3 protein-coding genes are annotated in these 24,669 nt (G+C 71.9%); all 3 read right to left on the reverse strand.

Features of this window, described 5'->3' with window-relative positions; translation table 11 throughout:
* Positions 1-56 precede the first annotated feature (56 nt).
* The 3 genes from RDV84_RS21620 to RDV84_RS21630 are packed head-to-tail and all read right to left on the reverse strand — an operon-like array spanning position 57 to position 24,654.
* Complete coding sequence (locus RDV84_RS21620; RefSeq protein ID WP_057947285.1) at positions 57-1,112, reverse strand: ABC transporter permease; 1,056 nt, start codon at positions 1,110-1,112, stop codon at positions 57-59.
* Complete coding sequence (locus tag RDV84_RS21625) at positions 1,109-2,056, reverse strand: ABC transporter ATP-binding protein (protein ID WP_309151543.1); 948 nt, start codon at positions 2,054-2,056, stop codon at positions 1,109-1,111. The genes RDV84_RS21620 and RDV84_RS21625 overlap by 4 nt, the downstream gene beginning before the upstream one ends.
* Positions 2,053-24,654 (reverse strand): non-ribosomal peptide synthase/polyketide synthase, encoded by a 22,602-nt coding sequence (locus tag RDV84_RS21630; RefSeq protein WP_309151544.1) that lies wholly within the window; start codon positions 24,652-24,654, stop codon positions 2,053-2,055. The genes RDV84_RS21625 and RDV84_RS21630 overlap by 4 nt, the downstream gene beginning before the upstream one ends.
* Positions 24,655-24,669: the final 15 nt, after the last annotated feature.

Raw genomic sequence — 24,669 nt, forward strand, 5'->3', positions numbered from 1 at the left:
GCGGTCCCCGTTGCCGATCATCGATACCGAAAAACGTCCGCCGCGCGCGGCGCGGCTTACCAGCGAAAGCGAAAGCGCGCCACCAGCAGCGCCAGCGCCGACCAGCCCATCAGGCCGGCGACTTGCGGCAGCACCTTGCCCAGGTCGGCGAAGCCCACCGAATCGAACAGGATCGCCTGCAGCGCGGTGTTGAACTGCGCCAGCGGCGTGCCGACCGCGATCCACTGCACCCATTCGGGCAGCGCCTTGACCGAGAAGAACACCCCGCCCAGCAGGATCAGCGGCATCTGCACGAAGTTGGTGATGCCGGTGAAGGCGGTCACCGACGGGCTGATCGTGGCGAAGGCCAGGCCCATGGCCAGGAACGACACCGCGCCGAGGGTCAGCACGAACAGCAGCAGCAAATAGTTGATGTCGAACGGCACACCGAACACGAAGATGCCCAGCAGGTACAGCGAGGCCGCGACGCTGTAGGCGATCATCATCCGCGACATGAACAGCCCGGCCAGGAACGGCACCGGCGAGACGTCGATGGTCTTGATGTTCTTGTACAGGCCGTGGTGCTCTTCCTCGATCAGCAGCGCGCCGAAGCCGTTGAGGCCGACGATCAGCAAGGTCATGCCGATCAGGCCCGGCAGCAGGCTGATGATCTTGGAACCGAACTTGCCGATCGCCACGGTCTCCTGCTGCGGCCCGGCCGGCGCCGCGCCCTTGCGGTAGTAGCCGTCGAGCACGCTCTGCAGCGCGGTGTTCTCGACCCGGTTCTCGGCCAGCGAGTTGGCGTACAGGCGCGCCGGCGCGCCGGCGCCGGGCGCGGCGAATTCCAGGTAATGCTTGAGCTGGTTGTTCTGCAGCGCCTCGCGCGCCGGCGTGGCGGCGTCCGCGTAACGCTCCAGCTTCACCAGCTCGTGCTTGTCCAGGTAAGCCACCAGCGCCTTGGCCTCGGCCGTGGCGGCGTCGCCGCCGTAGGCCAGGGCGATGCGCGAATCGCCGGCGTAGCCCACGCCCAGCAGCAGCAGCACCGGCAGCACGTAGCAAAAGAACAGCGCGCTCTTGTCGTAGGAGATCTGCAGCATGCGCAGTTTGAAGAACACCCAGGTCTTGCCGATCATTCGCGCGGGTCCTTGACGGTGTGCGAAAGGAACACGTCCTCGAGGCTGGGACGGTCGATGTCGAAGTTGATGACGTCGATGCGCTGGCTCTGGCTCCGTTCCAGGATGCTGCGCATGGTCTGCGCCACCTCGCGCGTGGTCACGCGCAGGCGGTCGGTCTGATCGTCCCAGTGCAGGTCGGTGGCGTCGGCCAGGTCCTGCACGTATTCGAGCTTGAACTGGCCCTTGGCGAACTGGAACTGGATCGCCTGGCGCGCCTGCATGCCGCTGACCAGCTCGGCCGGGTTGCCCTGGGCGATGACCCGACCGTCGTTCATGATCATGATCTCGTCGCACAGGCGCTCGGCTTCTTCCATGTAGTGCGTGGTCAGGATCACGGTCTTGTTCGGGTCCTGCTTGAGCTGCTCGATGAACTCCCAGGTCAGGTGGCGGCTGTGCGGGTCCAGCGCCGAGGTCGGCTCGTCGAGGAAGATCACGTCCGGGTCCTCGAGCAGGGCGATGGCGATCGACAGGCGCTGCTTCTGCCCGCCCGACAGCTCGTCGACCTTGAACTTGAGCTTGTCGCTGAGCCCCAGCCGCTGCAGCAGCCACTCGATCGACTGGCCCTTGCGCGGCGGCCCGCCGGCGCGGCGCAGCTGCTGGTAGAACTTCAGCAGCTGGGCCACGCTGAGGAACTGGAAGTAGTTGTTCTGCTGCAGCTGCACGCCGATGCGCGGCTGGATCTTGCGGATCTGCGTGGCCACGTCCATGCCGAGCAGGTCGATCGAGCCGGAGGTGATCGGCACGATCCCCTCGATCATGCCCAGCAAGGTGGTCTTGCCGGCGCCGTTGGGACCGAGGATGCCGAAGCAACTGCCCTGGCGGACCTTGAAGCTCATGCCTTTGACGGCCTGGAAATCGCCGTAGCTCTTGCGGACATCGTGCACTTCGAGCGAGTGGATCATGGAGCCTCCAGCGATTCGGGTTCGGCCGCCGCGGCGAGGATTTCGCCGCGGCAGGCGGCTTCGAGCGCGGCCTGCGCCGCCTCGGGGTCGTCGCTGCGGCAGGCGCAGTGCACGATCAAACGTCCGTCGGCGACCGCGGCCTCGAACAGCAGGCCGCGGAAATCGCCGAGCTTGGCCAGCAGGTAGTCCTCATCCAGGCCGGCGGCGAGCGCGGACGCGGCCTCGGTCTGGAAGTTGAACTGCACTTCCTCGGCCAGCGCCGGCAGGGTCGGCGCGCGCGTCGGGCCCGCGCCGGCGGCTTCCAGGGTCGCGTAGTGCAAGCCCTGGCTCTGCAGGAACGCGGTGCGGTCGGACAGCTCCACCAGGCTGGTGTCGGCGGCGACCGCGAACGGGATCTTGTCCAGGAACAGGCCGAACAGGTCGAAGTAAGCGCGCTCGCCCAGTTCTCGGCCGTGGTGGTTGAGCACGATGCTGACCCGTTCCAGCCCGGTCAGCCCCAGCGCCCAGCGCTTGAAGGTCTCGAACGCCTGCTCGGCGGCGGTGGACTTCGCGGCCACCGGCACGCTGGCCGTGAACACCCGCAGCGGCTGTGCGGCGCGGGCTTGCAGACGCCGCGCGGTCGCGTCCAGCGTCTGCGCCAGCGCGGCGTGGCCGAGCACTTGATCGGCGGCGTCGCGCGCTTGCGCCGTGCACGCGGCCTGCACGGCCTGCAGATAGTCGCGATAGCCGTGCTTGGGCGCCTGCGCCTGTCGCCACAGGTGTTGCAGCAGGCGTTCGCGCAGCACCCGCGCCGATACGCCGTCCCAGATCAGGTGATCGACCGCGAACACCAGGCAATGGCGGGTATCCGACAACGACACCCAGCCGGCGCTGTACGCCAGCGGCGCGCCGCTGCCGTCGCGGTGCAGCGATTCGACCAGTTCGGCCAGTTCCAGATCCTGGCGCAGGCGGTCGGCGCCGCGCAGGTCCAGGTGCGGCAGCGGCGCCGCCGCCAGCGCCTGCGGCGCGAGCAGGCGCCATTGCGCGTCCTGCGCGTCCGGCATCGCCCGCAGCAGTTCCTGTTCGGCGCACAGCGCGGCGAAACCGGCGCGCAGTTCCTCGGCGCCGTACCAGCCGGCGATCTCGAACACCTCGACGCTGTCGCGGCGGTTCCAGGCCAGCAGGCTGCGCTGCATCGCGCCGAAGCCGAAGGCTTCGGCCGCCGGCGCGGCGCGCAGGGCTTCGCGCCACTGCGCGCGTTGCGCATCGAACCGCGCCACCGCCGGCAGTGCCGGCGCCGGCAAGGCCAATGCCGCCAGCCCCGCGGATTCGAGCGTCGCCGCGACCGCGTCCGGATCGTCCTCGATGCGGACGAAATCCGGCGCGTCCCCGGCCGCCGCCAGCACCCGCTGCAATTCGCCGCGCCGCGCCGGTTCGTCGCCTTCGCGCGCCAGCAGCAGCGCGCTGCGCGCCTGCCCGGTCGGGTCCAACGCCACGCGTCGGTGCGCCCAGCCCTGCGCGCGCAGCCATTCGTCCACGCCGACCGCGCGCGGCGCCGCGGCTTCGGCCAGCGCCTTGACCGTGCGCAGCTGGTAGACGTCGGTGACGCTGAAGTCCAGGTCGCGCTCGCGCAGGCGGCCGAGCATGCGGATCAGCAGGATCGAGTTGCCGCCGAGTTCGAAGAAACTGTCGTCGCGGCCGACCTGCGGCAGCTCCAGCAGTTCCTGCCAGGTCTCGGCGATGGCGCGCTCGGCCGCGCTGGCCGGCGCTTCGTATTCGGCCTGCTGCAGCGCCGCCATCGACGGCGCCGGCAGCGCGTTGCGGTCGACCTTGCCGTTGGCGTTGAGCGGCATCGCTTCCAGCATCACGATCGCCGCCGGCACCATGTAGTCCGGCAAGGCGTTGCGCAGGTGGGCCTTGAGCGCTTCCACGCCGACGCCGCCGTCCTGGACCACGTAGGCCACCAGTTGCTTGTCGCCGTGGCCGAGCTCGCGCGCGGTGACGATCGCCTCGGTCACCGCCGGGTGCTGGGCCAGGCAGCTTTCGATCTCGCCCAGCTCGATGCGGAAGCCGCGGATCTTGACCTGGAAGTCCTTGCGCCCGACGTATTCGATGCCGCCGTCGGGCAGGCGCCGGCCGAGATCGCCGGTGAGGTACAGGCGCCGGTCGGCCTCGTGGCGCGCGTACGGATTGGGACGGAACTTGCTTTCGGTCTCGTCCGGCCGGTTGAGGTAGCCGCGCCCGACCACCGGGCCGGACACGCCGATCTCGCCGACCGCGCCCAGCGGCACCAGGCGCAGTTGCTCGTCGACGATGTGCAGGTGCGCATTGGCCACCGGCGTGCCGATCAGCACCCGCTCCACCGGCCCGAGGATCGGCTGGAACGACACGTCGTCGGAACACTCGGCCGGGCCGTAGGCGTTCATCAGCGGCACGTCGGGGTATTGCTCGAACCAGCGCGTCACCAGCTCGCGCGGCAGCGCTTCGCCGGTCGGCAGCACCCAGCGCAGCGCCGGCAGCGGCTTGCGGTACGGCAGCACCGCCTGCATCACCGACGGCACCGGTTCCCACACGGTCACGCCCTGCGCATCGAGCCGGTCGAGCAGCGCGCCCGGGTCGCGGGTGGTCTCGCTGCCGATGATCGACACGCGCGCGCCCAGCAGCGGCGCGGTCAGGAACTGCCACACCGAGATGTCGAAGCACTGCGAGGCGGTCTGCGCGATCACGTCCTCGCCCGACAGCGACAGCGGCGCGAACTTCGAGCGCATGTTGTTGATCATGCCGCGGTGTTCGATCATCACGCCCTTGGGCTTGCCGGTCGAACCCGAGGTGAAGATCACGTAGGCCAGGTCGTCCAGCGCCGGCAGCGGCAGCGGCAGCGGCGCCGGGTCGGCGACGGCGGCCGCGTCGAGCTCGGCCAGGCTGCGCACGCGCTCGCCCTTCCACTTGCGCTTGAGCCAGCGCCGCTCCATCGCCAGCGCCTCGCCGACCCACAGCAGGCCCGGCTGGGCCTCGTCGAGGATCTCCAGCCAGCGCTGCGGCGGATGGGTCGGGTCCAGCGGCAGGTAGGCCGCGCCGGCGCGCAAGGTGGCGACGATCATCGTCAGCAGATCGGTGCCGCGCTGGTCCAGCAGCGCGACGATGCTGCCGGGGCCGGCGCCCTGCGCGCGCAGGGTCTGCGCCAGCGCGGCCGAACGCGCTTCCAGTTCGGCGTAGGTGAGTCGGTGCTGTTCGCACTCCACCGCGATGCGCTCGGGCGTCAGCGCGACCTGATCGAGGAACATCCGCGGCCAGGTGCGGTCGATCAGCTCCGGCCGGTACGTGTCGTTGAACCCGTGCAGCAGCGCCTTTTCGTCGTCGCCGAGCAATTCGATCGCGCGCACCGGGCGCGAGGCGTCGGCGGCCAGCGCCTGCAGCACGCGGGTCAGGTAACCGACGTGGCGGGCGATGGTGTCGCGGTCGAACAGCGCGGTCGCGTACTCCATGCTGCCGACGATGCGGCCGTCGGCCTCGGCCAGATCCAGGGTCAGGTCGAACTTGGACAGCACGTACGGCGCGCGCTGCGGCGCCAGGGTCAGGCCGTCGAGCTGCAGCGCCTGCGTGGCCTCGGGCTTCCAGTTGATCATCACCTGGAAGATCGAGCTGTAGGCCAGGCTGCGCGGCGGCTGCACCACCTCGACCACCTGCTCGAACGGCATCTGCTGGTGGCGCTGGGCGCTGAGGGTGCGCTGGCGCACCTGCTCCAGCAGTTGCTCGCCGCTGGGATCGGCGGACAGATCCACGCGCAGCGCCAGGGTGTTGATGAACAAGCCGATCAACGGCTCGATCTCGACCTGCATGCGGTTGGCGATCGGGCTGCCGACCACCAGATCGCGCTGCCCGGACAGGCGCCCGAGCACCACCGACCACGCCGCCAGCAAGGTCATGAACAAGGTCGCGTCGCAGCGCCGGCTCAGCGCCTTCAGCGCGTCGGTCAGCTCGCGGTCGAGCGCGAACTCGTACACCGCGCCGTCGTACGCCTGTTGCGCCGGGCGCGGCCGGTCGGTCGGCAGTTCCAGCAGCGCCGGCGCACCGGCCAGCGCCTGCGCCCAGTAGTCGACCTGGGACTGCAGGCGCTCGCCCGAGAGCCAGGCGTGCTGCCAGGCGGCGTAGTCGGCGTACTGCACCGGCAGCGCCGGCAGCGGGTCTTCGCCGCCGCCGCGGTAGGCGTTGTAGAGCGCGCCGAACTCGCGCAGGGTCACGTCCAGCGACCACTCGTCGGTGACGATGTGGTGTTGGGTGATCAGCACAGCGTGGTCGTCGTCGGCCAGCGCGACCAGGCGGCCGCGCACCATCGGCCCGGCGGCGAGGTCGAACGGCGCGCAGGCCTCCTCGTCCATCAGTTCGCGCAGGCGCGCCTCGGCCTCGGCGACGCCGCGCAGATCGCATTCGTCCAGGGCGAAACCGCCGCCGGGCGGGTCGATCCGCTGCATCGGCTCGCCGTCGACCAGCACGAAGCGGGTGCGCAGGGTCTCGTGGCGGTCGACGATGCGGTCCAGCGCGCGCCGCAGCGCGGCGCGGTCGAGTCCGCCGCGCAGGCGCAGCACCGCCGGCACGTGGTAGGTCTCGGCCACGCCCTCCATCTGCGCCAGGAACCACAGCCGCTGCTGGGCGAACGACAGCGGCATCGGCGCGCCGTCGCGTTTGACCGGCACGATCGGCGGCAGCTCGCTGTCGATCGCCTGGGCGACCGCGCGGGCGAAGTCCTCGAACACCGGGAACGCGAACAGCTCGGCGATGTTGACCTCGACCTTGAGCTCGCGGCGCAGGCGCGCGATCACCCGCGCGGCCAGCAGCGAATGTCCGCCCAGGTCGAAGAAGGCATCGTCGCGGCCGACCCGCTCGACCTGCAGCAGTTCCTGCCAGATCCGCGCCAGCGCCAGTTCGATCCGGCCGACCGGCGCGCGATAGGCGGCGCCCTCGGCCTGCACTTCCAGCGCCAGCAGCGCCTTGCGGTCGGCCTTGCCGTTGGCGCTCAGCGGCAGCGCGTCGAGGATCACGAACTGCGCCGGCACCATGTAGTCGGGCAACCGCGCGCGCAGGTGTTCCTTCAGCGCCTCGGCCGGCAGCAGCTGCGCCAGCGCGACATAGGCGAACAGCTGCTTGTCGCCGCCGGCGCCTTCGCGCGCCAGCACCACCGCCTCGCGGACTTCGGCGTGTTGCAGCAGCGCGTTCTCGATCTCGCCGAGCTCGATGCGGAATCCGCGGATCTTGACCTGGAAGTCGGTGCGGCCGAGGTATTCGATGGCGCCGTCGGCGGCCCAGCGGCCGAGGTCGCCGGTGCGGTACATGCGCTCGCCCGGCACGAACGGATCGTCGAGGAAACGCTCGGCGGTCAGTTCGGGCTGGCCCAGGTAGCCGCGCGCGACCTGCACGCCGGCGATGTACAGCTCGCCGGTGGCGCCGGTCGGCGCGAGTTGGCCGAGCCGGTCGAGCACGTACATGCGGGTGTTGGCGATCGGCCGGCCGATCGGCACGCTGGCGCGCGCGTCGCCCGGCCGGCACGGCCACGCGGTCACGTCGACCGCGGCCTCGGTCGGGCCGTAGAGGTTGTGCAGTTCGGCGTTGGGCAGGTAATCGTGGAAGCTGCGCGCCAGCGCCAGCGGCAGCGCTTCGCCGCTGCAGATCACCCGGGCGACGCGGCCGCAGCCGGCGACCGCCTCGGGAATGGCCAGGAACACCTGCAGCATCGAGGGCACGAAGTGCAGCGTGGTCACCCCCGCGTCGCGCACGACCTGGCCGAGGTAGGCCGGGTCCTTGTGGCCGTTCGGCCGCGCCATCACCAGCTTGGCGCCGACCATCAGCGGCCAGAAGAATTCCCACACCGAAACGTCGAAGCTGTACGGCGTCTTCTGCAGCACCGCGTCGCGCTCGCCCAGGCCGTATTCCTCCTGCATCCACAGCAGGCGGTTGACCACGCCGCGGTGCTCGTTGACCACGCCCTTGGGCCGGCCGGTGGAGCCGGAGGTGTAGATGACGTAGCAGGCGTCGTGCGGCTGGGCGTCGTTGCCCTCGGCCGCCAGCGCGTGCTGCGGGTAGTCCATCCACTCGCGCTCGCGGTCCATGCACAGCAGCTCGATGCCGTCCAGCGGCAGGCCTTCGAGCGCTGTCGGCACCAGCGCGGCGTGGGTCAGCACCACCGGCGGCGCGCTGTTTTCCAGGATCCAGGCGACGCGGTCGCGCGGATAGTCCGGGTCCAGCGGCACGTAGCAGCCGCCGGCCTTGAGCGTGGCGTACAGCGCCACCACCATGTCGACGCCGCGTTCCAGGCACAGCGCCACGCGGGTGCCGGCGCACACGCCGCGCTCGCGCAGCCAGCGCGCCAGCGCGTTGGCGCGGGCGTCGAGCTGGGCGTAGGTCAGCACGCCGTCGTCGGCGGTGACCGCGATCCGGTATGGGGTCTCGCGCGCCTGCGCCTCGAACAGGTCATGCAGGCGCAGCTGCCGCGGATAGTCGCGGCGCGCGCCGGCGCGTTCGACCAGCAGGCGTTCGCGTTCGCCCGCGCCGATCGTGTCCAGGTGCGCGACCGCGGCGGCCGGGTCGGCGATCATCGCCCGCAAGGTGTGTTCGAGGTAACCGGCCCAACGTTCGGCGGTGGCCGCATCCAGCAGCGCGCGGGCGTAGGTCAGCGCGCCGCTGAGGCCGCCCTCGCCTTCGCCCAGTTCCAGGCTCAGCTCGAAGCCGGCGCGCGCGCGCGGCAGGCGTTGCAGGCGCGCGGCGCAGTCGCCGAGCGCGACCGCGTCGGCGCGCGCGCCGCGCCAGTCGAACACCGCCTGGAACAACGGCGTGTGCGCCAGCGCCGGCGCGGGCTGCGCCGCTTCGACGACCTGGCCCAGGCTCGCCGGCGACAGCGCGTCGACGTCGATGCGGGTCTGCAACGCGGCGATCCAGGTCGCGACGTCGGCCGTCTCCGGCAACTCGATCCGCAGCGCGTGCAGATCGACGGCGCCGGCCGGCGCGTCGCCGCGCGCGGCGTCGGCGCGGGTGCGGCCAAGGACGAAGTCGGATTGCCCGGACAGGCGCGCCAGCGCCGCGCTCCAGGCCGCCAGCAGCACGGTGTCGAGACTCGCGCCGTGGGCCGCGCCGAGCGCACGCGCGGCCGCGGTCAATTCGGCGTCCAGGCGCAACGGCACCACCGCGCCTTCGTCGTCCTGGCGCAGCGGGCGGGCGCGGTCGAACGGAAGCTCGATCAGCGCCGGCGCCGCGGCCAGGCGTTCGCGCCAGTAACCGGCGTGTTCGTCGGCCAACGCCGGCGCCTCGGCCGCGGCCGGCGCCGCCGGTCCGGCCGCATCGCCCTCGCCTTCGACGGCCTGGTGATACAGCCGGGCCAGTTCGGCCAGCGCGCGCTCGGGCTGCCAGCGGTCGGCCGCCAACGCGTGCACCGTCAGCACCAGGGCGTGCTCGCGCTCGCCCAGGCGCAACAGGCTCGCGCGCAGCGGCGCGGCGTCGGCGAGATCGAACTCGGCGTACGCGGCTTGCTCGATGTACGCGGCCAGCGCCGCCTCGCGGTCGTCCGCTTCGCCGAGCTCGGCGACCTGCAGCGCCGCCATCGGCGCCGCGGCCGGCGCGCGCAGCGGTTCTTCGTCGAATTCGGCCACGCGCAGGCGCAGCGCGTCGAAGCGCGCGGCCCACAATTGCAGCGCGCGCTCCAGCGCGGCGCGGTCGAAACCGCCGTCCAGTCGCAGCACGCAGGTGGCGTGACGGGTGCGCGCGGCTTCGCGCTGCAACTGCCAGCGGCGCAGCGCCGGCAACGCCAGCGGCGTCCAGCCCGGTGCGCGTTTGGTGCGCGCCGGGCCGCGTCCGGCCAGCGCCTCGCCGACCGTGCGCGCCAGGTCCTTGAGCACCGGCGCCTCGCGCAGCGCGGCCAGGGTCAGTTCGGCCTTGAGCTCGCGACGCAGGCGCGCGAGCACACCCATCGCCTGCAGCCACTGGCCGCCGAGTTCGAAGAAATGATCGTCGCGGTGCACGCGTTCGAGTTGCAGGAGGTCCTGCCACATCCGCGCCAGCGCGACCTCGATGCGGCCGTTGGGCGCACGTTCGCCGCGCGCCTGCGCGCGCACCGTCTGCGCCGCCAGTTCGGCGCGGTCGACCTTGCCGTTGGCGCTCAGCGGCAGCGCCTGCGCCAGCACGATCGCCGCCGGCACCATGTAGTCGGGCAGCAGCGCCTGCAGGTGCAGCTTGAGCGTGTCCGGCGAGACCGGCGCGGCGGCGACCACGAAGGCCACCAGTTGCTTGCCTTCCTGCGCGCCCGCGGCGGCCACCACCGCCGCCTCGCGCACCGCCGGATGCCGGGCCAGCGCGCTTTCGATCTCGCCCAGCTCGACCCGGAAGCCGCGGATCTTGACCTGGAAGTCCTTGCGTCCGACGTATTCGATGCGGCCGTCGCCCAGGCGCCGGCCGAGATCGCCGGTCAGGTACAGGCGGCCGTCGCGCTCGTGCGCGGCGTGCGGATTGGCGACGAACGCGGCGCGGGTCTCGTCGGGACGATGGAAGTAACCGCGGCCGACCACCGGGCCGGACACCGCGATTTCGCCGACCGCGCCCAGCGGCGCCGGTTCCAGCGCGTCGTCGAGCACGTGCAGCGCGGCGTTGGCGACCGGCGCGCCGATCGCGACCCGCGCCACCGGCGCCAGGATCGGTTCGAAGGCGACGTCGTCGGAGCATTCGGCCGGGCCGTAGGCGTTCATCAGCGGCACGTCGGGGTATTGCTCGAACCAACGCGCCACCAGTTCGCGCGACAGCGCCTCGCCGGTCGGCAGCACCCAGCGCAGCGCCGGCAACGGCTTGGCGTACGGCAGCGCGGCCTGCATCACCGACGGAACCGGTTCCCACACGGTCACGCCATGGCGCTCCAGCGCGTCGAGCAGCGATTCGGGATCGCGCACGGTGTCGCTGTCGAGGATGCAGGTGCGCGCGCCCAGCAGCGGCGCGGTCAACAGCTGCCACACCGAAATGTCGAAACACTGCGAAGCGGTCTGCGCGATCGCGTCCTCGCTCGACAGCGACAGCGGCTCGAACTTCGAGCGCATGTTGTTGACCATGCCGCGGTGTTCGATCATCACGCCCTTGGGCTTGCCGGTCGAACCCGAGGTGAAGATCACGTAGGCCAGATCGTCCAGCCCCGGCGCGGGCAGCGCCGGCGCATCGACCGGCGCGGCTTCGCTCAGTTCGGCCAGGCTGCGCACGCGGCCGGTGGTGGCGCCGGTGTCGAGTTGTTCGTGCAGGTGGCCCAGCGAATCGCCGAGCAGCAGCAACTGCGGCTGGGCCTCGTCGAGGATCTCGCGCCAGCGCAGCGGCGGATGGGCCGGGTCCAGCGGCAGATAGGCGGCGCCGGACTTGAGCACCGCGGCGATCGCCACCAACAGGTCGAGCCCGCGCTTGTCGAGCACCGCGATCACGCGTTCCGGCCCGGCGCCGGCCTCGCGCAGCGCCGCGGCCAGACGGCCGGCGCGGCGCTGCAGTTCGCCGTGGGTCAGGGTCTGCTCGCCGCACTCGGCGACGATGCGCTCGGGCGCGCGCGCGGCCTGGGCGTCGAACAGTTCGACCCAGGTCTGCGCGTACAGCTCGGGCCGATGGGTGTCGTTGCATTGCGCGATCAACGCGCGCTCGGCCGCGTCGAGCAGCGGCACGCGCCGCGCCGGTTGCGCCGCATCGGCCACCATCGCCCGCAACACGCGTTCGAAGTAGCCCAGCCAGCGCTGCACGCTGGCGCGGTCGAACAAGGCGGTGGCGAATTCCACGCCGCCGCCGATGCAACCGTCGCTTTCGCCGAGGTCCAGCGACAGGTCGAACTTGGCGGCGACCTGATCCGGCGCCTGCAGTTCGATGCGCAGATCGCGCGCCGACACGGTCTGGGCCTGCTCGCCGAGCCAGTTGAACATGACCTGGAACAGCGGCGTGTGGGCCAGGCTGCGCGGCGGCTGCAGCGCCTCGACCACCTGCTCGAACGGCATCTGCTGGTGCGCCTGCGCGTCCAGCGCACGCTGCTTCACCCGTTCGATCACCTGCGCCAGGCTCGGTTCGCCCGACAGGTCCACGCGCAAAGCCAGGGTGTTGACGAAGAAGCCGATCAGCGGCTCGACCTGCGCCTGCAGGCGATTGGCGACCGGGCTGCCGATCACCACGTCGTGCTGCCCGGACAGGCGCCCGAGCACCAGCGCCCAGGCGCTGAGCAGCGTGGTGTACAAAGTGGTGCCGTGGTCCTGGCTGAGCCGCTTGAGCGCGTCGCTGAGCTCGCGGTCCAGGCGCACGCCGACCAGTTCGCCGTCGTAGCGCTGCTCGGCCGGACGCGGCCGGTCGGTCGGCAGCTCCAGCAGCGCCGGCGCCCCGGCCAGCGCACCGCGCCAGTACTCGCCCTGGCGCTGCAGCCACTCGCCGCCGAGGTGGCGGCGCTGCCAGTCGACGTAGTCGGCGTACTGCACCGCCAGCGGCGGCAGCGGATCGTCCTGGCCGGCGCTGAACGCGTCGTACAGCGCGACCAGTTCGCGGATGGTGAGCTCCAGCGACCACGCGTCGGTGACGATGTGGTGCATGCAGATGATCAGCGCATGTTCGTCCGCGCCCAGCGCGACCAGGACGCCGCGCGCGAGCGGGCCGGTTTCCAGGTCGAACGGCGCACCGGTTTCGCGTTCGACCAGCGCCTGCAGGCGCGCTTCGCGGTCGTCGCGGCCGCGCAAATCGTGTTCGCTCAGGGCGAAGCCGACGTGCGGCGGATCGATGCGCTGCACCGGATCGTCGCCGAGCAGCTCGAAGCGGGTACGCAAAGCTTCGTGGCGGGCGACGATCCGATCCAGCGCGCGCTTCAGCGCGGCGCGGTCGAGCGCGCCGCGCAGGCGCAGCACGCCCGGCACGTGGTAGCTCTGGCTCACGCCCTGCATCTGCGACAGGAACCACAGCCGCTGCTGGGCGAACGACAGCGGCAGCGCGGCGTCGGCCGCGCGCGGCTGCGCGCCGATCGGCGGCAGCGTGTCGCGGGCGGCGCCGCGCAGTTGCGCGGCCAGTTCGGCCAGCACCGGCCGCTGCAGCAGGTCGGCGACGCCGACGTCCAGGCCCAGGCGCTCGCGCAGCTGCGCGGTGGCGCGCATCGCCAGCAGCGACTGGCCGCCGAGGGCGAAGAAATCGGCGTCGATGCCGATGCGCTGCGCCGGCAGCTTCAGCACTGCGCCCCAGACTTCGGCGATGGCGGTTTCGATCGCGTCGCGCGGGGCGATGTACTCGCCCTCCCCGCCCGCTTCGATCTGCGGCACCGGCAGCGCCTTGGCATCGAGCTTGCCGTTGCCCGTCAGCGGCAGCTGCGCCAGCTCCATCGTCGCTTGCGGCAGCATGTACTCGGGCAATGCGCGACGCAGTCCTTCGCGCAGTTCGGCCAGGAACTCGGCCTGCGGCTGCGCGCGCGCGTCCTCGTGGCGCACCACCCAGGCCAGCAGGCGGCGCTCGGCGCCGTCGCCGTGCGCCAGCACCGCGGCGTCGCGCACGCCGGCATGTTCGCGCAGGCGGTTCTCGATCTCGCCCAGTTCGATGCGGAAGCCGCGCAGCTTGATCTGGCGGTCGCGGCGGCCGATGAATTCGATCCGGCCGTCGTCCAGCCAGCGGCCGTGGTCGCCGGTGCGGTAGACCCGCTCGCCCGCGCGCCAGGGATCGTCCAGGAACTGCTGCGCGGTCTGCTCGGGCCGGTTGACGTAGCCCTGGGCCACGCCGGCGCCGCCGATCCAGATTTCGCCGAGCAGGCCCGGCGCGCACAGCTGGCCGGCGGTATCGACGACGTACATCGTGGTGTTCGATATCGGCCGGCCGATCGACAGCCGCCCGGCCGCCAGTTCGGCGTCGTCGGCGGCGGGCATCCAGGCCGAGGACAGCACCGTGGTCTCGGTCGGGCCGTAGGCGTTGACGTAGCGGCAGCGCGCGCTCCACGCGCGCGCCAGCTCGACGGTCGGCGCCGAACCGGCGGTGAGGATGCTCAGGTTCGCCGGCACCTGCGCGGGGTCGATCTGCTGCAGGTACGGCGGCGGGAACGCGGCGAACGCGATGGCGTGTTCGCCCAGATAGGCGGCCAGCGCGTGGGGTTCCTGGATCAGTGCGTCCGACAGCAGGTGCAGGGTCGCGCCGGCCAGCAGCGCGCCGAAGATCTCGCCGATGGACGCGTCGAAGGTGTGCGGGGCGAACTGGGTGAAGCCCTGGCCGCGGCCGTACAACCCGGCGCCGCCGAGCCACAGGCTGAAGTTGACCAGGTTGCGGTGGCTCAGCGCGACGCCCTTCGGCGTGCCGGTGGTGCCGGAGGTGTAGATCAGATAGGCGGTGGACTCGCTGCTTTGCGGTTCGGCGTCTTGAAGCGCTTCGACGTCGGCGCTGCTGTCCGTCGCCGCCGCATCGATCTCGTCCAGGCACAGCGCGCTCAAGCCGCTGCCGTCGGCCAGCGCCGCGTGCGCGCGCACGGTCAGCAAGCGGCCGATACCCGCGTCGCCGGCGATGAACGCCAGGCGCTCGGGCGGACAATCCAGCGCCACCGGCACGTAGGCCGCGCCGGCGCGCATGATCGCCAGGATCGCCGCGATCAGCTCCGGTTCCTTCGGCAGCGCCAGCGCGACCCGGTCGCCCGGTCGCACGCCGCCGCGGCGCAGCCACGCCGCGACCTCGGCGACCCGCGCCGACAGCCGGTTCCAGCTCCAGCGCTCGTCGCCGCAGACGATCGCATCGCCGTCGCCCAGCGCCTCGGCCTGCTGCTGGAACAGTTCGTGCGCGCATGCGTGCAGCGGGTAATCGACCTCGCTGCGGTTCCATTCGCGCACCGCGCGCTCGCGCTCGTCCGCGCTCAGCGGCGACAGCTGGCCCACGCGCTGGTCGAAACCGTGGGCGAAGCCGGCCAGCAGGTGGCCGAGGCGGTCGAGCATCGCGCGCGCGGCCGCGTCGCCGAACTGGCGGCTCTGGTAGGCCAGCTTCACGGTCAGGCGCGAACCCGGGTAGACGATCAGGTTCAGCGGAAAATCGCTGCGCTCCACCCCGCGCGCGTCGAGCACGCGCAGTTGCTCGCCGTCCATGCTCGGCAGGCTGCGGTCGAGCGGGAAGTTCTCCACCACCACCAGCGCGTTGAACAGCGCCTGGCCGGCGCGCGCGCCGCAGGCGCGCTGGATCGCCGCCAGCGGCAGGAAGCCGTGGTCGCCGTGGTCGAGCTGCATCGACTGCACCTGGCGCAGCCACGCCGACAGCGTCTGCGCCGGATCGATGCGCAGGCGCAGCGGCAGCGAGTTGATGAACAAGCCGACCATGCGCTCGATCCCGTCGAGCTCGGGCGGACGGCCGCTGGTGGTGTAGCCGAACAGCACCTCCTCTTCGGCGCTGTATTTGCTTTGCAGCAGGCCCCACGCGGCCAGGATCGCGGTGCCCAGGCTGACGCCTTCGTGCTTGAGCGCGCGGTCGAGCTGCGCGGTCAGCGCGACCGGCAGCTCCAGCACGTGCGCGCGCTGCTCGCTCGGGCCGGTGGCGTCGGTGTCGGCGTCGTCGTCCAGGCGCGCGCTGAGCGCGGCGCTGGCGGCCAGCGGCAGGCCGTCGAGGTAACGCTGCCAGTAATCGGCGGCAGCCTGATGGTCGCGCGATTCCAGCCACGCGATGTAGTCGCGGTACGGCGGCGGCGCCGCGTCTTCATTGTGGCCGGCATAGACCTGGAACAGATCCTGCGCCAGCAACCCCATCGACCAGCCGTCGATCAGCGCGTGGTGGTGGGTCCAGGCCAGGCAATGGCGGCGCGCGTCCAGCCGTGCCAGCAGCACCCGCATCGGCGGCGCCTCGCCGAGCGCGAACGCGCGGCGGCGTTCGTCGTCGAGCGCGCGTTCGAGTTCGGCGTCGCGCTGGTCTTCGGCCAGCGCGCTCAGGTCGATCTCGCGCCACGGTAGCGCGACCTCGCGCATCACCGCCTGCAGCAGGCGTTCGCCGCCGCGGTCGAGGAAGGCGGTACGCAGCACCGGATGGCGCCGCACCAACTCGACCCAGGCCGCGCGCAGGCGCTGCGGATCGGCGCCGTCGAGCGTCAGCCGCAGCTGGGTCAGGTACACCCCATCGGGGTTGGCGCCGTCGCTCATCAGCAGCAGGCCCTGCTGCATGCCGGTGCACGGATACAGATCCTGCAGCGCCGGGTAGTGGCGGCGCAGGTCCTGCAACTCGGCGGGGGTGCAGTCGGACAGCGACCATGGCGCATCGGACGTGTCGTCGTCCTGCGTGCCCACGCCCACGCCGGCGCCCGGGCCGCCGTCGTCGTCGGCGATCTCGGCCAGCGCGCGCTCCAACTGCGCGGCCAGCGCGGCGACGCTCGCAGCCTGGAACTGACGTTCGCTGTAGTCGATGCGCAAGGTCAGCGCGCCGTGCTCGACACCGCCTTCGACGCCGAGCGCATGGCTGCGGCGGCGACGCGCGCCGATGCGGCTGCCGCCGCGGTCCGGATCGAACGCGCCGAGGTAATTGAACAGCACCTGCGACTCGCGGCCCTCGCGCGCCTGCTCCAGGTCCTCGTCGCGGGCCAGCTCGTTCAACACCCCGAAGCCGATGCCGGCGTGCGGCACCGCCGCCAGCGCCGCGCCGGCGGCGCGCAGCTGGCTGCGCAGGTCGTCGCGCAAGCGCTCCAGGCGCAGCGGATACAGCGCGGTGAACCAGCCCACGGTCTGGCTCAGGTCGACGCCGTCGAAGCCCGGCACGTCGCTCAGATCCGGACGACCGTGGCTTTCCAGATCGATGCGGATCGCATCCACCGATTGCCACTGGCCCAGCGCGCGGCCGAGCGCGGCGGTCAGCAGCTCGTGGATGCGCAGGCCGTGGCGCGACGTGGCCTGGTCGAGCAGGCGCCGGGTCAATGCCGGCGGCAGACGCAGCTCGTGCTGGCGGCTGCTCGACTGCGCCGGCGCTTCGTCGTCGCCGTCGAAGGCCAACGCCGCCGCAGGCGCGCGCAGCTGTTCCAGCCAATAGCGCTTCTCGGCGTCGAGCTCACCGCTGTAAGCGTAATCGTGCAGGCGCGCGGCCCAGTCCTGATACCCGGTCGCGCCCTTGCGCGCCAGCCGTACCGCTTCGCCGCGGCCGAGCTGGTCGAGCGCAGTGGCGAGGTCTTCGGCCAACACCTGCCACGACACCACATCGACCACCAAGTGATGCATGACCCACAGCAGCCGCGAGCCGTTGGCGTCGCGCAACCACAGCCAGCGCAGCAGCCGGCCCTGCTTGATGTCGAGCTCGGCCATCGCCGCGTCGACCTGGGCGTGGATGTGCTCGCGCGCGGTCGCCGGCGCCTGCGCGGCGTCGCCGTCGATCTCGACGATGGCGTCGTCCCAGGCCTCGGCCGACAAGGCCTCGGCGCGGTACTGCGCCATCCAGCCGCCGGCGCTTTCGCGGAACTTCAAGCGCAGCGCGTCGTGACGCGAGACGAGGGCCAGCAACGCCGCCTGCAATTGCGCGAGGCCGACGCCGTCGGCCAGCGCCACGTCGGCGTATTGCACGTAGCGGCCGTGTTCGGCGCGGTCGGCTTGCAGGAAGCGCGCTTGGATCGGCAGCAAGCGCTGCTCGCCCTTGCTCGCCTCCTCGGCGTTCGCATCGACGACGACAGCGACGGCGGGCGTGGCGGCCGGTGCCGCGGCGGCGCTCAGGCGCGAGGCGATCTGGCGGATGGTCTTTTCCTCGGTCAACAGGCGCGGAGTCAGCGCGATGCCGCGCTTGCCGGCGCGCGAAACGACCTGGATCGCCAGGATCGAATCGCCGCCGATGGCGTAGAAGCTGTCGTCGACGCCGAAGCGGTCGCTGCCCAGCACCTGCTTCCACACCTCCCACAGCGCGGTTTCCAGCTCGCCCTGCGGTTCGACGAACGCGCTGTGGGCGTAGGCCGAATGGTCGGGTTCGGGCAGCCGCGCGCGGTCGGCCTTGCCGTTGGCGTTGCGCGGGATCGCCTCGATCAGCACGAACGCGGCCGGCACCATGTACTCGGGCAACTCGGCCTTGAGCTTGGCCGCGAACGAGCCGATCAGGCGGCTGCGCGCGGCGTCGTCGGCCGGCCACTGGCGCGGCACCACGTAGGCCACCAGTTGCTTGCGCGCGCCGTCGTCGCGCGCGGCCACCAGCGCCTGGCGCACCTGCTCGTGCGCGGCCAGGGCGTGTTCGATCTCGCCCAGTTCGATGCGGAAGCCGCGCACCTTGACCTGATGGTCGAGGCGGCCGAGGTATTCGACCGTGCCGTCGGCGCGCCAGCGCGCCAGGTCGCCGGTGCGGTACAGGCGTTCGCCGGCGACGAACGGGCTGTCGAGGAAACGTTCGGCGGTGAGCTGCGGCTGGCCGAGATAACCGCGGCCGACCGCGACGCCGCCGATGAACAGCTCGCCGCCGACGCCGACCGGCAACGGCCGCAGACGTTCGTCGAGCACGTAGAGACGGGTGTTCCACAGCGGCCGGCCGATCGGCACGATCGCGCTGTCGGCGCGCTCGACCGCGCAACCGCTGGCTTCGATCGCGGTCTCGGTCGGCCCGAACAGGTTGTACAGCGCCGCGTCGGACGTCGCCAGGAAACGCGCCGCCATCGCCCCGGGCAGCGCCTCGCCGCTGGCGAACAGGCGCCGCAGCGAGGCGCAGCCGCGCAGTTCGTCCTCGTCGAGGAACACCTGCAGCATCGACGGCACGAAGTTGAGCGTGGTCACGCCGTGCTCGCGCACCATCGCGCCGAGGTAGGCCGGGTCGCGGTGGCCGCCGGGCTTGGCGATCACCAGGGTCGCGCCGTTGAGCAGCGGCCAGAAGATCTCCATCACCGACACGTCGAACGACAGCGGCGTCTTCTGCAGCACCACGTCGCTGGCGTCCATGCCGTAGCTGGCCTGCAGCCACTGCATCAGATTGACCAGCGAGCGGTGCTGGTTCATCGACGCCTTGGGCTTGCCGGTCGAGCCGGAGGTGAAGATCACATAGATCAGGTCGTCCGGGCCGACGCCGCTGTCGGGCGCGACCGCGTCGTGCGCGGCGATCCGCGCCCAGTCGGCATCGAGTTCCAGCGTGCGCACCGCGCCATCGAGCTGGGCCAGCGCCTGCTCGCGCAGATGATGCTGGGTCAGTACCAGATCGACACCGATGTCGGCGACCATCGCCGCCAGCCGCTGCGCCGGCAGTTCCGGGTCCAGCGGCACCCACGCGCCGCCGGCCTTGAGGATGCCGAGCACGCCGACGATCATCTCCAGCGAACGTTCGGCGCACAGGCCGACCACGCGGTCCGGGCCGACGCCGAGCGTGCGCAGGTGCTGCGCCAGCCGGTTGCCGCGCGCGTCGAGTTCGGCGTAGCTCAGGCGCTGGCCGTCGAACACTAGCGCGGTCGCCTGCGGCGTGCGCGCGGCCTGCTCGGCGAACAGCTCGTGCAGGCAGCGCTGGTCGCTGTAGGCGTGGTCGGTGGCGTTCCACTCGTGCAGCAGGCGTTGGCGCCAGGCCTGCGGCAGCAACTCGGCTTCGCTCCAGCGCACGCCCTCGCCGTCGAGCAGCAGGCCGACCAGGTGCTGGTACAGGTCCAGCCACATCGCGATGGACGCTTCGTCGAACAGGCCGGCGTCGTAACCGATGCGCACGCCGTATTCGAGTTCGCCGTCGCCGTCCTGGCGTTCGATCAGGCCGAAGATGAAGCGGTAATTGGTGGATTCGTAGCCGCCGACCAGCTGCGGCCGCGGCGCGTCCTGGCGCTCGCCGTAGCGGTGGCTTTCGATGTTGAACAAGGTCGCGAAGAGCTCGTCGTCCAGGCGCGGCTTGACCGCTTCGTGGATCTGCGACAGCGGGAACGCCGCGCCTTCGCGCATGCGCGCGAGCTGGCGGTCGACGCTGGCGACGACCGCGTCGAGCGCGCGTTCGCCGTCGATGTCCAGCACCAGCGGCAAGGTGTTGACGCAGCAGCCGGTGATCGTCTCGACCCCGGCGATGTCTTCCATGCGCCCGCTCTGGATCACGCCGCAGCGCACCTGCGCCTGGCCGCCGAGGCAGCGCAGCAGGCAGGCGTAGCCGGCCAGCCACAGGCTGTTGGCGGTGACGCCCGACTGCGAAGCGCGCGCGCGCACGCGGCCGCCGAGTTCGCGGTCGATGGACGCGGTGAACAGGCGCGTGTCCTGCGCCGCGGTCTCGACCGGCAACGCGCTCGGCAGTTGCGCCGACAGCGGCGCCCACGGCAGCCCGGTCCAGTGCGCCAGCCACGCCGGATCGGCCTGCAGGCGGCGCTGCTGGGCGACGACGTCGGCCATGCCGGCCAGCGGCGCGGCCGGCAGCGGCACCGCTTCGCCGAGGTGGTGGCGGTAGCTCTGCAGCAGGTCGGCCAGCAGCAGGTCGATCGACCAGCCGTCGTGGATCAGGTGATGGATCGACAGCAAGGCATGGAAGTGCTCGCCGCCGTCGTCGATGGCCTGCAATTCGAACAACGGCGCGCGCTCCAGCCGCACCGGCTGCAGCCGCGCCTGTTGCTGCAGGCGCTGCGCCAGCGCCGCGCCCTCGCCCGCCGCGGCGCGATGCACGCGCGGCTCGAACGCCAAATGCGCCAACACCAGCTGTTGCGGCTCCAGGCCATCGACCTCGCGCACCACGGTGCGCAGGCAATCGTGGCGCGCGATCCAATCGGCGGCCGCGCGGCTCCAGGCCTCGCCGTCGAACGCGCGCGGCATGCGATAGACCATCTGCACCTGGTAGGTGTCGGGATGGCGGTGCATGGTCCGCTGCATGTCGGTCAGCGGATACAGACCTTGCGGCTGCGCGTCGGCGGGTACCGCCGCGGCCTGCGCGCGGTCGAGCCCGGCGAGCGGGAAATCCGCTGGCGTCCAGCGCCGCTTCGCCGGGTCGCAGCAATGCGCGACGATCTCGCGCAGCGCCTGGATCAGCGCCGGGCCGAAGCGTCCGGCGCTGTCGCCGGGCCAGCCGGCCGGATCGTGGTACAGGCTCAGGATCAGCTCGCCGTCGCGGATCTCGCCTTCCACCGACAGCGCGTACGGGCTGGCGTTGCCCGCGCCGAGTTCGATCGCCGCCATCGGCACGGTGCGCCAGCCCTGCTGCTGGCGCTGGATCACGCCGGAGAAATTGAACAGCACCTGCGGCGCGCGATACGCGGCGAACGCCGCGCGCAGCGCCGGGTCCTGGGCCAGATAGCGCAACGCGTAGAAATCGCGGCCGCGCGCCGGCACCGCGGCGCGGGTTTCCTTGAGTTCGACCAGCCAGTCGCCGAGCGCGTCGGCGCCGGTCTGCGCCGGCACCGCCAGCGCCAGCGGATGCACGCTGGTGAACCAGCCGACAGTGCGGTCCAGGCCCTGCGCGCCGGCGTACTCCTCGTCGCGGCCGTGCCATTCCACGTCGATGGCGACGCGCTGCGCGCCGAGCGTGCGCGCCAGCGCGAGATAGGTCGCGGCCAGCACCAGTTCCTCGGCGCTCTGGCGGTAGCAGTCCGGCGCCTGTTCGAGCAAGCGGCGGCTGTCCTCGCGCGAGAGCCGATGCTCTGCAACGACAACCTCGCCGACGATGGCTTCGCCGGCCGCGCCGCGCACGGAGGCGATCGGCAGCGGCGGCGTCGCCGCGACCGCCTCCAGCAGCGGGCTCCACTGCGCCAGTTGGCGCGCCGGCTCGCGGCCGGCGTCGGCGTTGAGGCGCTGCGACCAATCCAGATAGGCCAGGCTCTTGCCCGGCAGCACGTCCTGGGCCGAGGCCGCGTCGGCGTCGTAAAGGTGGCGCAGGTCGTCGAGCAGGATGCCGTGGCTGACCGTATCCACCAGCAGGTGATGCAGCACCCACACCACGCGCGTGCGCTGGGCGGTGCGCAGCACCGCGATGCGGAACAGCGGCGCCTGGGCCAGATCGAGTTCGCCGGCGAGTTCGTCGCGGCAGCGCGCGGCGGCGGCGTCGAGCTCGGCCTCGGCGAGGTCGCGCACGATCAGCGGCGGCAGCTCGAACCCTTCGGCGGCGCCCGCGTCCGGCTGGATGTCCTGGCGCCACGAGGCGGCCTCGCGGCCGCGCGCGCCCAGGCGCACGAAGCGCGCGCGCAGTTGGTCGTGATAGTCCGCCAGTTGGGCGAAGGCGCGGCGCAGGCGCTCCAGGTCCAGCGGCTGCGCGCTTTCGAACGCGAGCGTCTGGCAGAAGTCGCCGGGGTTGCCCAGGTCGAGGTCGAAGAACCAGCCCTGGATCGGGCTCAGCGGCGCGCTGCCGTGCACGCTGGCGTAGTCGCGCTGGGCATGGCGGCCGCCGCGGCGCAGCAGTTCGGCGAAGTCGGCCAGGCGCGGGCGCGCCAGCAACTGCGCCGAGGTCGCGTGGTAGCCCAGGCGCTTGAGCGCCGACATCACCACCAGCGAGGTCAGCGAATCGCCGCCGAGGTGGACGAAGTTGTCTTCGCGCGAGACCTGCGGCTGCTGCAATACGCCGCTCCAGATCCGCGCGATCTGCTGTTCCAGTTCGTCGGCGTGATCGTCGCCGCCCTGCTCCGGTTGCGGCGCCGCGGCCTGGGCCAGGCGCTCGCGCAGCGCGCGGTAGTCGGTCTTGCCGTTGACGGTCAGCGGCAGCGCGTCGAGCCACACCAACCGGTTGGGCAACGCCCAGGCCGGCAGCGCCTGGCCGAGCGCGGCGCGCACCGCGTCCTCGGGCTGCGCCGCGCCGGCGCAGAACCCGACCAGCTGCTTGCCGGCGTCCAGGTCCACCGCGACCACCGCCGCGGCGCCGACGCCCGGCAACTGGCGCAGCGCGGCTTCGACTTCGCCCGGCTCCAGGCGATGGCCGCGCAGCTTGATCTGATCGTCCACGCGCCCGGCGAAGATCAGCCGGTTGCGTTCGTCCAGGCACGACAGGTCGCCGCTGCGGTACCAGCGCATGCGCTCGAAGCTGAGGAACTTGTCGCGGGTCATGTCCTCGCGCTTGAGGTAGCCGTGGGTCACGCCCGCGCCGCCGATCAGCAGCTCGCCGATGGCGCCGCGCGGCAGCGCGTGGTTGAAGCGGTTGACCACGCGCACGGCGGTGTTGGCGATCGGCTCGCCGATGGCGATGGGTTCGTGCGGATCGGGCAGATGGCGCGCGTGCCACGCGGTCGAGAGGATCGTGGTCTCGGTCGGGCCGTAGGCGTTGACGTACTGCAGGTGCGGCTGCCAGCGCCGGATCAGCTCGTGGTCGGGCGCCGAGCCCGCGGTCAGCAGGGTGCGCTGGTACGGCAGGCGTTCGGGCGAAAGATGCTTGGCGTACTGCGGCGGGAACGCCGAGAAGCTGACCCGGTGCTCGCTCATGTACGCCTGCAGGCGCTCGGGATCGTCGATCAACGCGGCCGGCAGGATCACCAGGCTCAGGCCGTTGAGCAGGGTCGAATGGATCTCGGCGACCGAGGCGTCGAAGGTGAACGGCGCGAACTGCGAGACCACGTCGTCGGCATCGACCAGCTCGGCGATGTGGCCGACGAAGTTCAGCAGGTTGCCGTGGCCGACCTTGACCCCCTTGGGGCGGCCGGTCGAGCCGGACGTGAAGATCGCATAGGCGAGGTCGTCGCTGGCCAGCGTCTGCTCCTGGCGCGGCCGCGACGGGCCGCGCTCGGCCGGCAGCGCGTCGATGTCCAGGCAGCGCGTCTGCGCCAGCGCGGCGCGGATCGGCGCGACGCAGTCGGCTTCGGCCAGGACGAAGCGCATGTCGGCGTCGTCGGCCATCGCCTGCAGGCGCGCGGCCGGCTGCTGCGCGTCCATCGGCACGAACGCCGCGCCGATCTTCAGCACCGCCAGCTGCGCGGCGACCATGCGCCGGTTGCGGCCGAAGCACACGCCGACGAAGTCGCCGACGCCGGCGCCGGCTTCGTGCAGGGCCTGGGCCCAACGCTCGGCCAGCGCGTCGAGTTCGGCGAAGCCGATCCGGCCCTCGCCGTCGATCACCGCGACCTTGTGCGGGTGCTCGGCCACGCGCGCGGCGAAACGCTCGACCAGGTTGCCGGCGATGGGCGCGTCGGGGCCGGCCATGTGCGCGCGCACCGCGCCGTCGTGGAGCGCGCCATCGGACAGCGCGTCCAGGGCCGACAGCAAGGTCTCGGGCTGATCGGCCATCGCCGCCAGCAAGCGCGTCCACAGGCCGATGGCGAAACGCTGGTAGGACTCGCTGAAACGGCTGGCGTCGCAATCGACGACCCAGCGGCCGCGCTCGTGGATCAGCGCGAATTCGGTCTGGCCCGGATCGCTGGCGCCGTGCAGCAGCACCGCGTGGCAGCGCAGTTGGTCGGCCAGGCCGACGTGGGTGGCGTCGTCGCGATCGAGCCAGCCGGCTTCGTCCTCGCGCCATTGCCGCTGCACCTGCTCGCGCAGTTCGCCCAGCGAGGTGGTGGCGTCGACCGCGCTGGTCAGCGGCCAGCACTTGCCTTCGCGGCGGCCGAGCAGGCAGGTGATCACCGGCTCGTCGTTGTAGCGCAGCCAATGCAGCGCCGCATGCCAGGCCGCCACGCAGGTGGCCAGGTCGGCGGTCGCCGGCGCCGCGCATTCCAGCGCGCAGCGCTGGCCGTGATCCTGCGCGCAGGCGTTGCCGTCGTTGAGCGAGCTCGAAAGATCCAGGCCGTGGTCGGCGTAAGGCAGGCTCACGGTATTCGTTGACTCGTGCTCGACGGACATTCCTTGCTCTCCACC

Origin of the sequence: Lysobacter yananisis, assembly GCF_031199375.1 — a bacterium.
Taxonomy (GTDB): Bacteria; Pseudomonadota; Gammaproteobacteria; order Xanthomonadales; family Xanthomonadaceae; genus Lysobacter; species Lysobacter yananisis.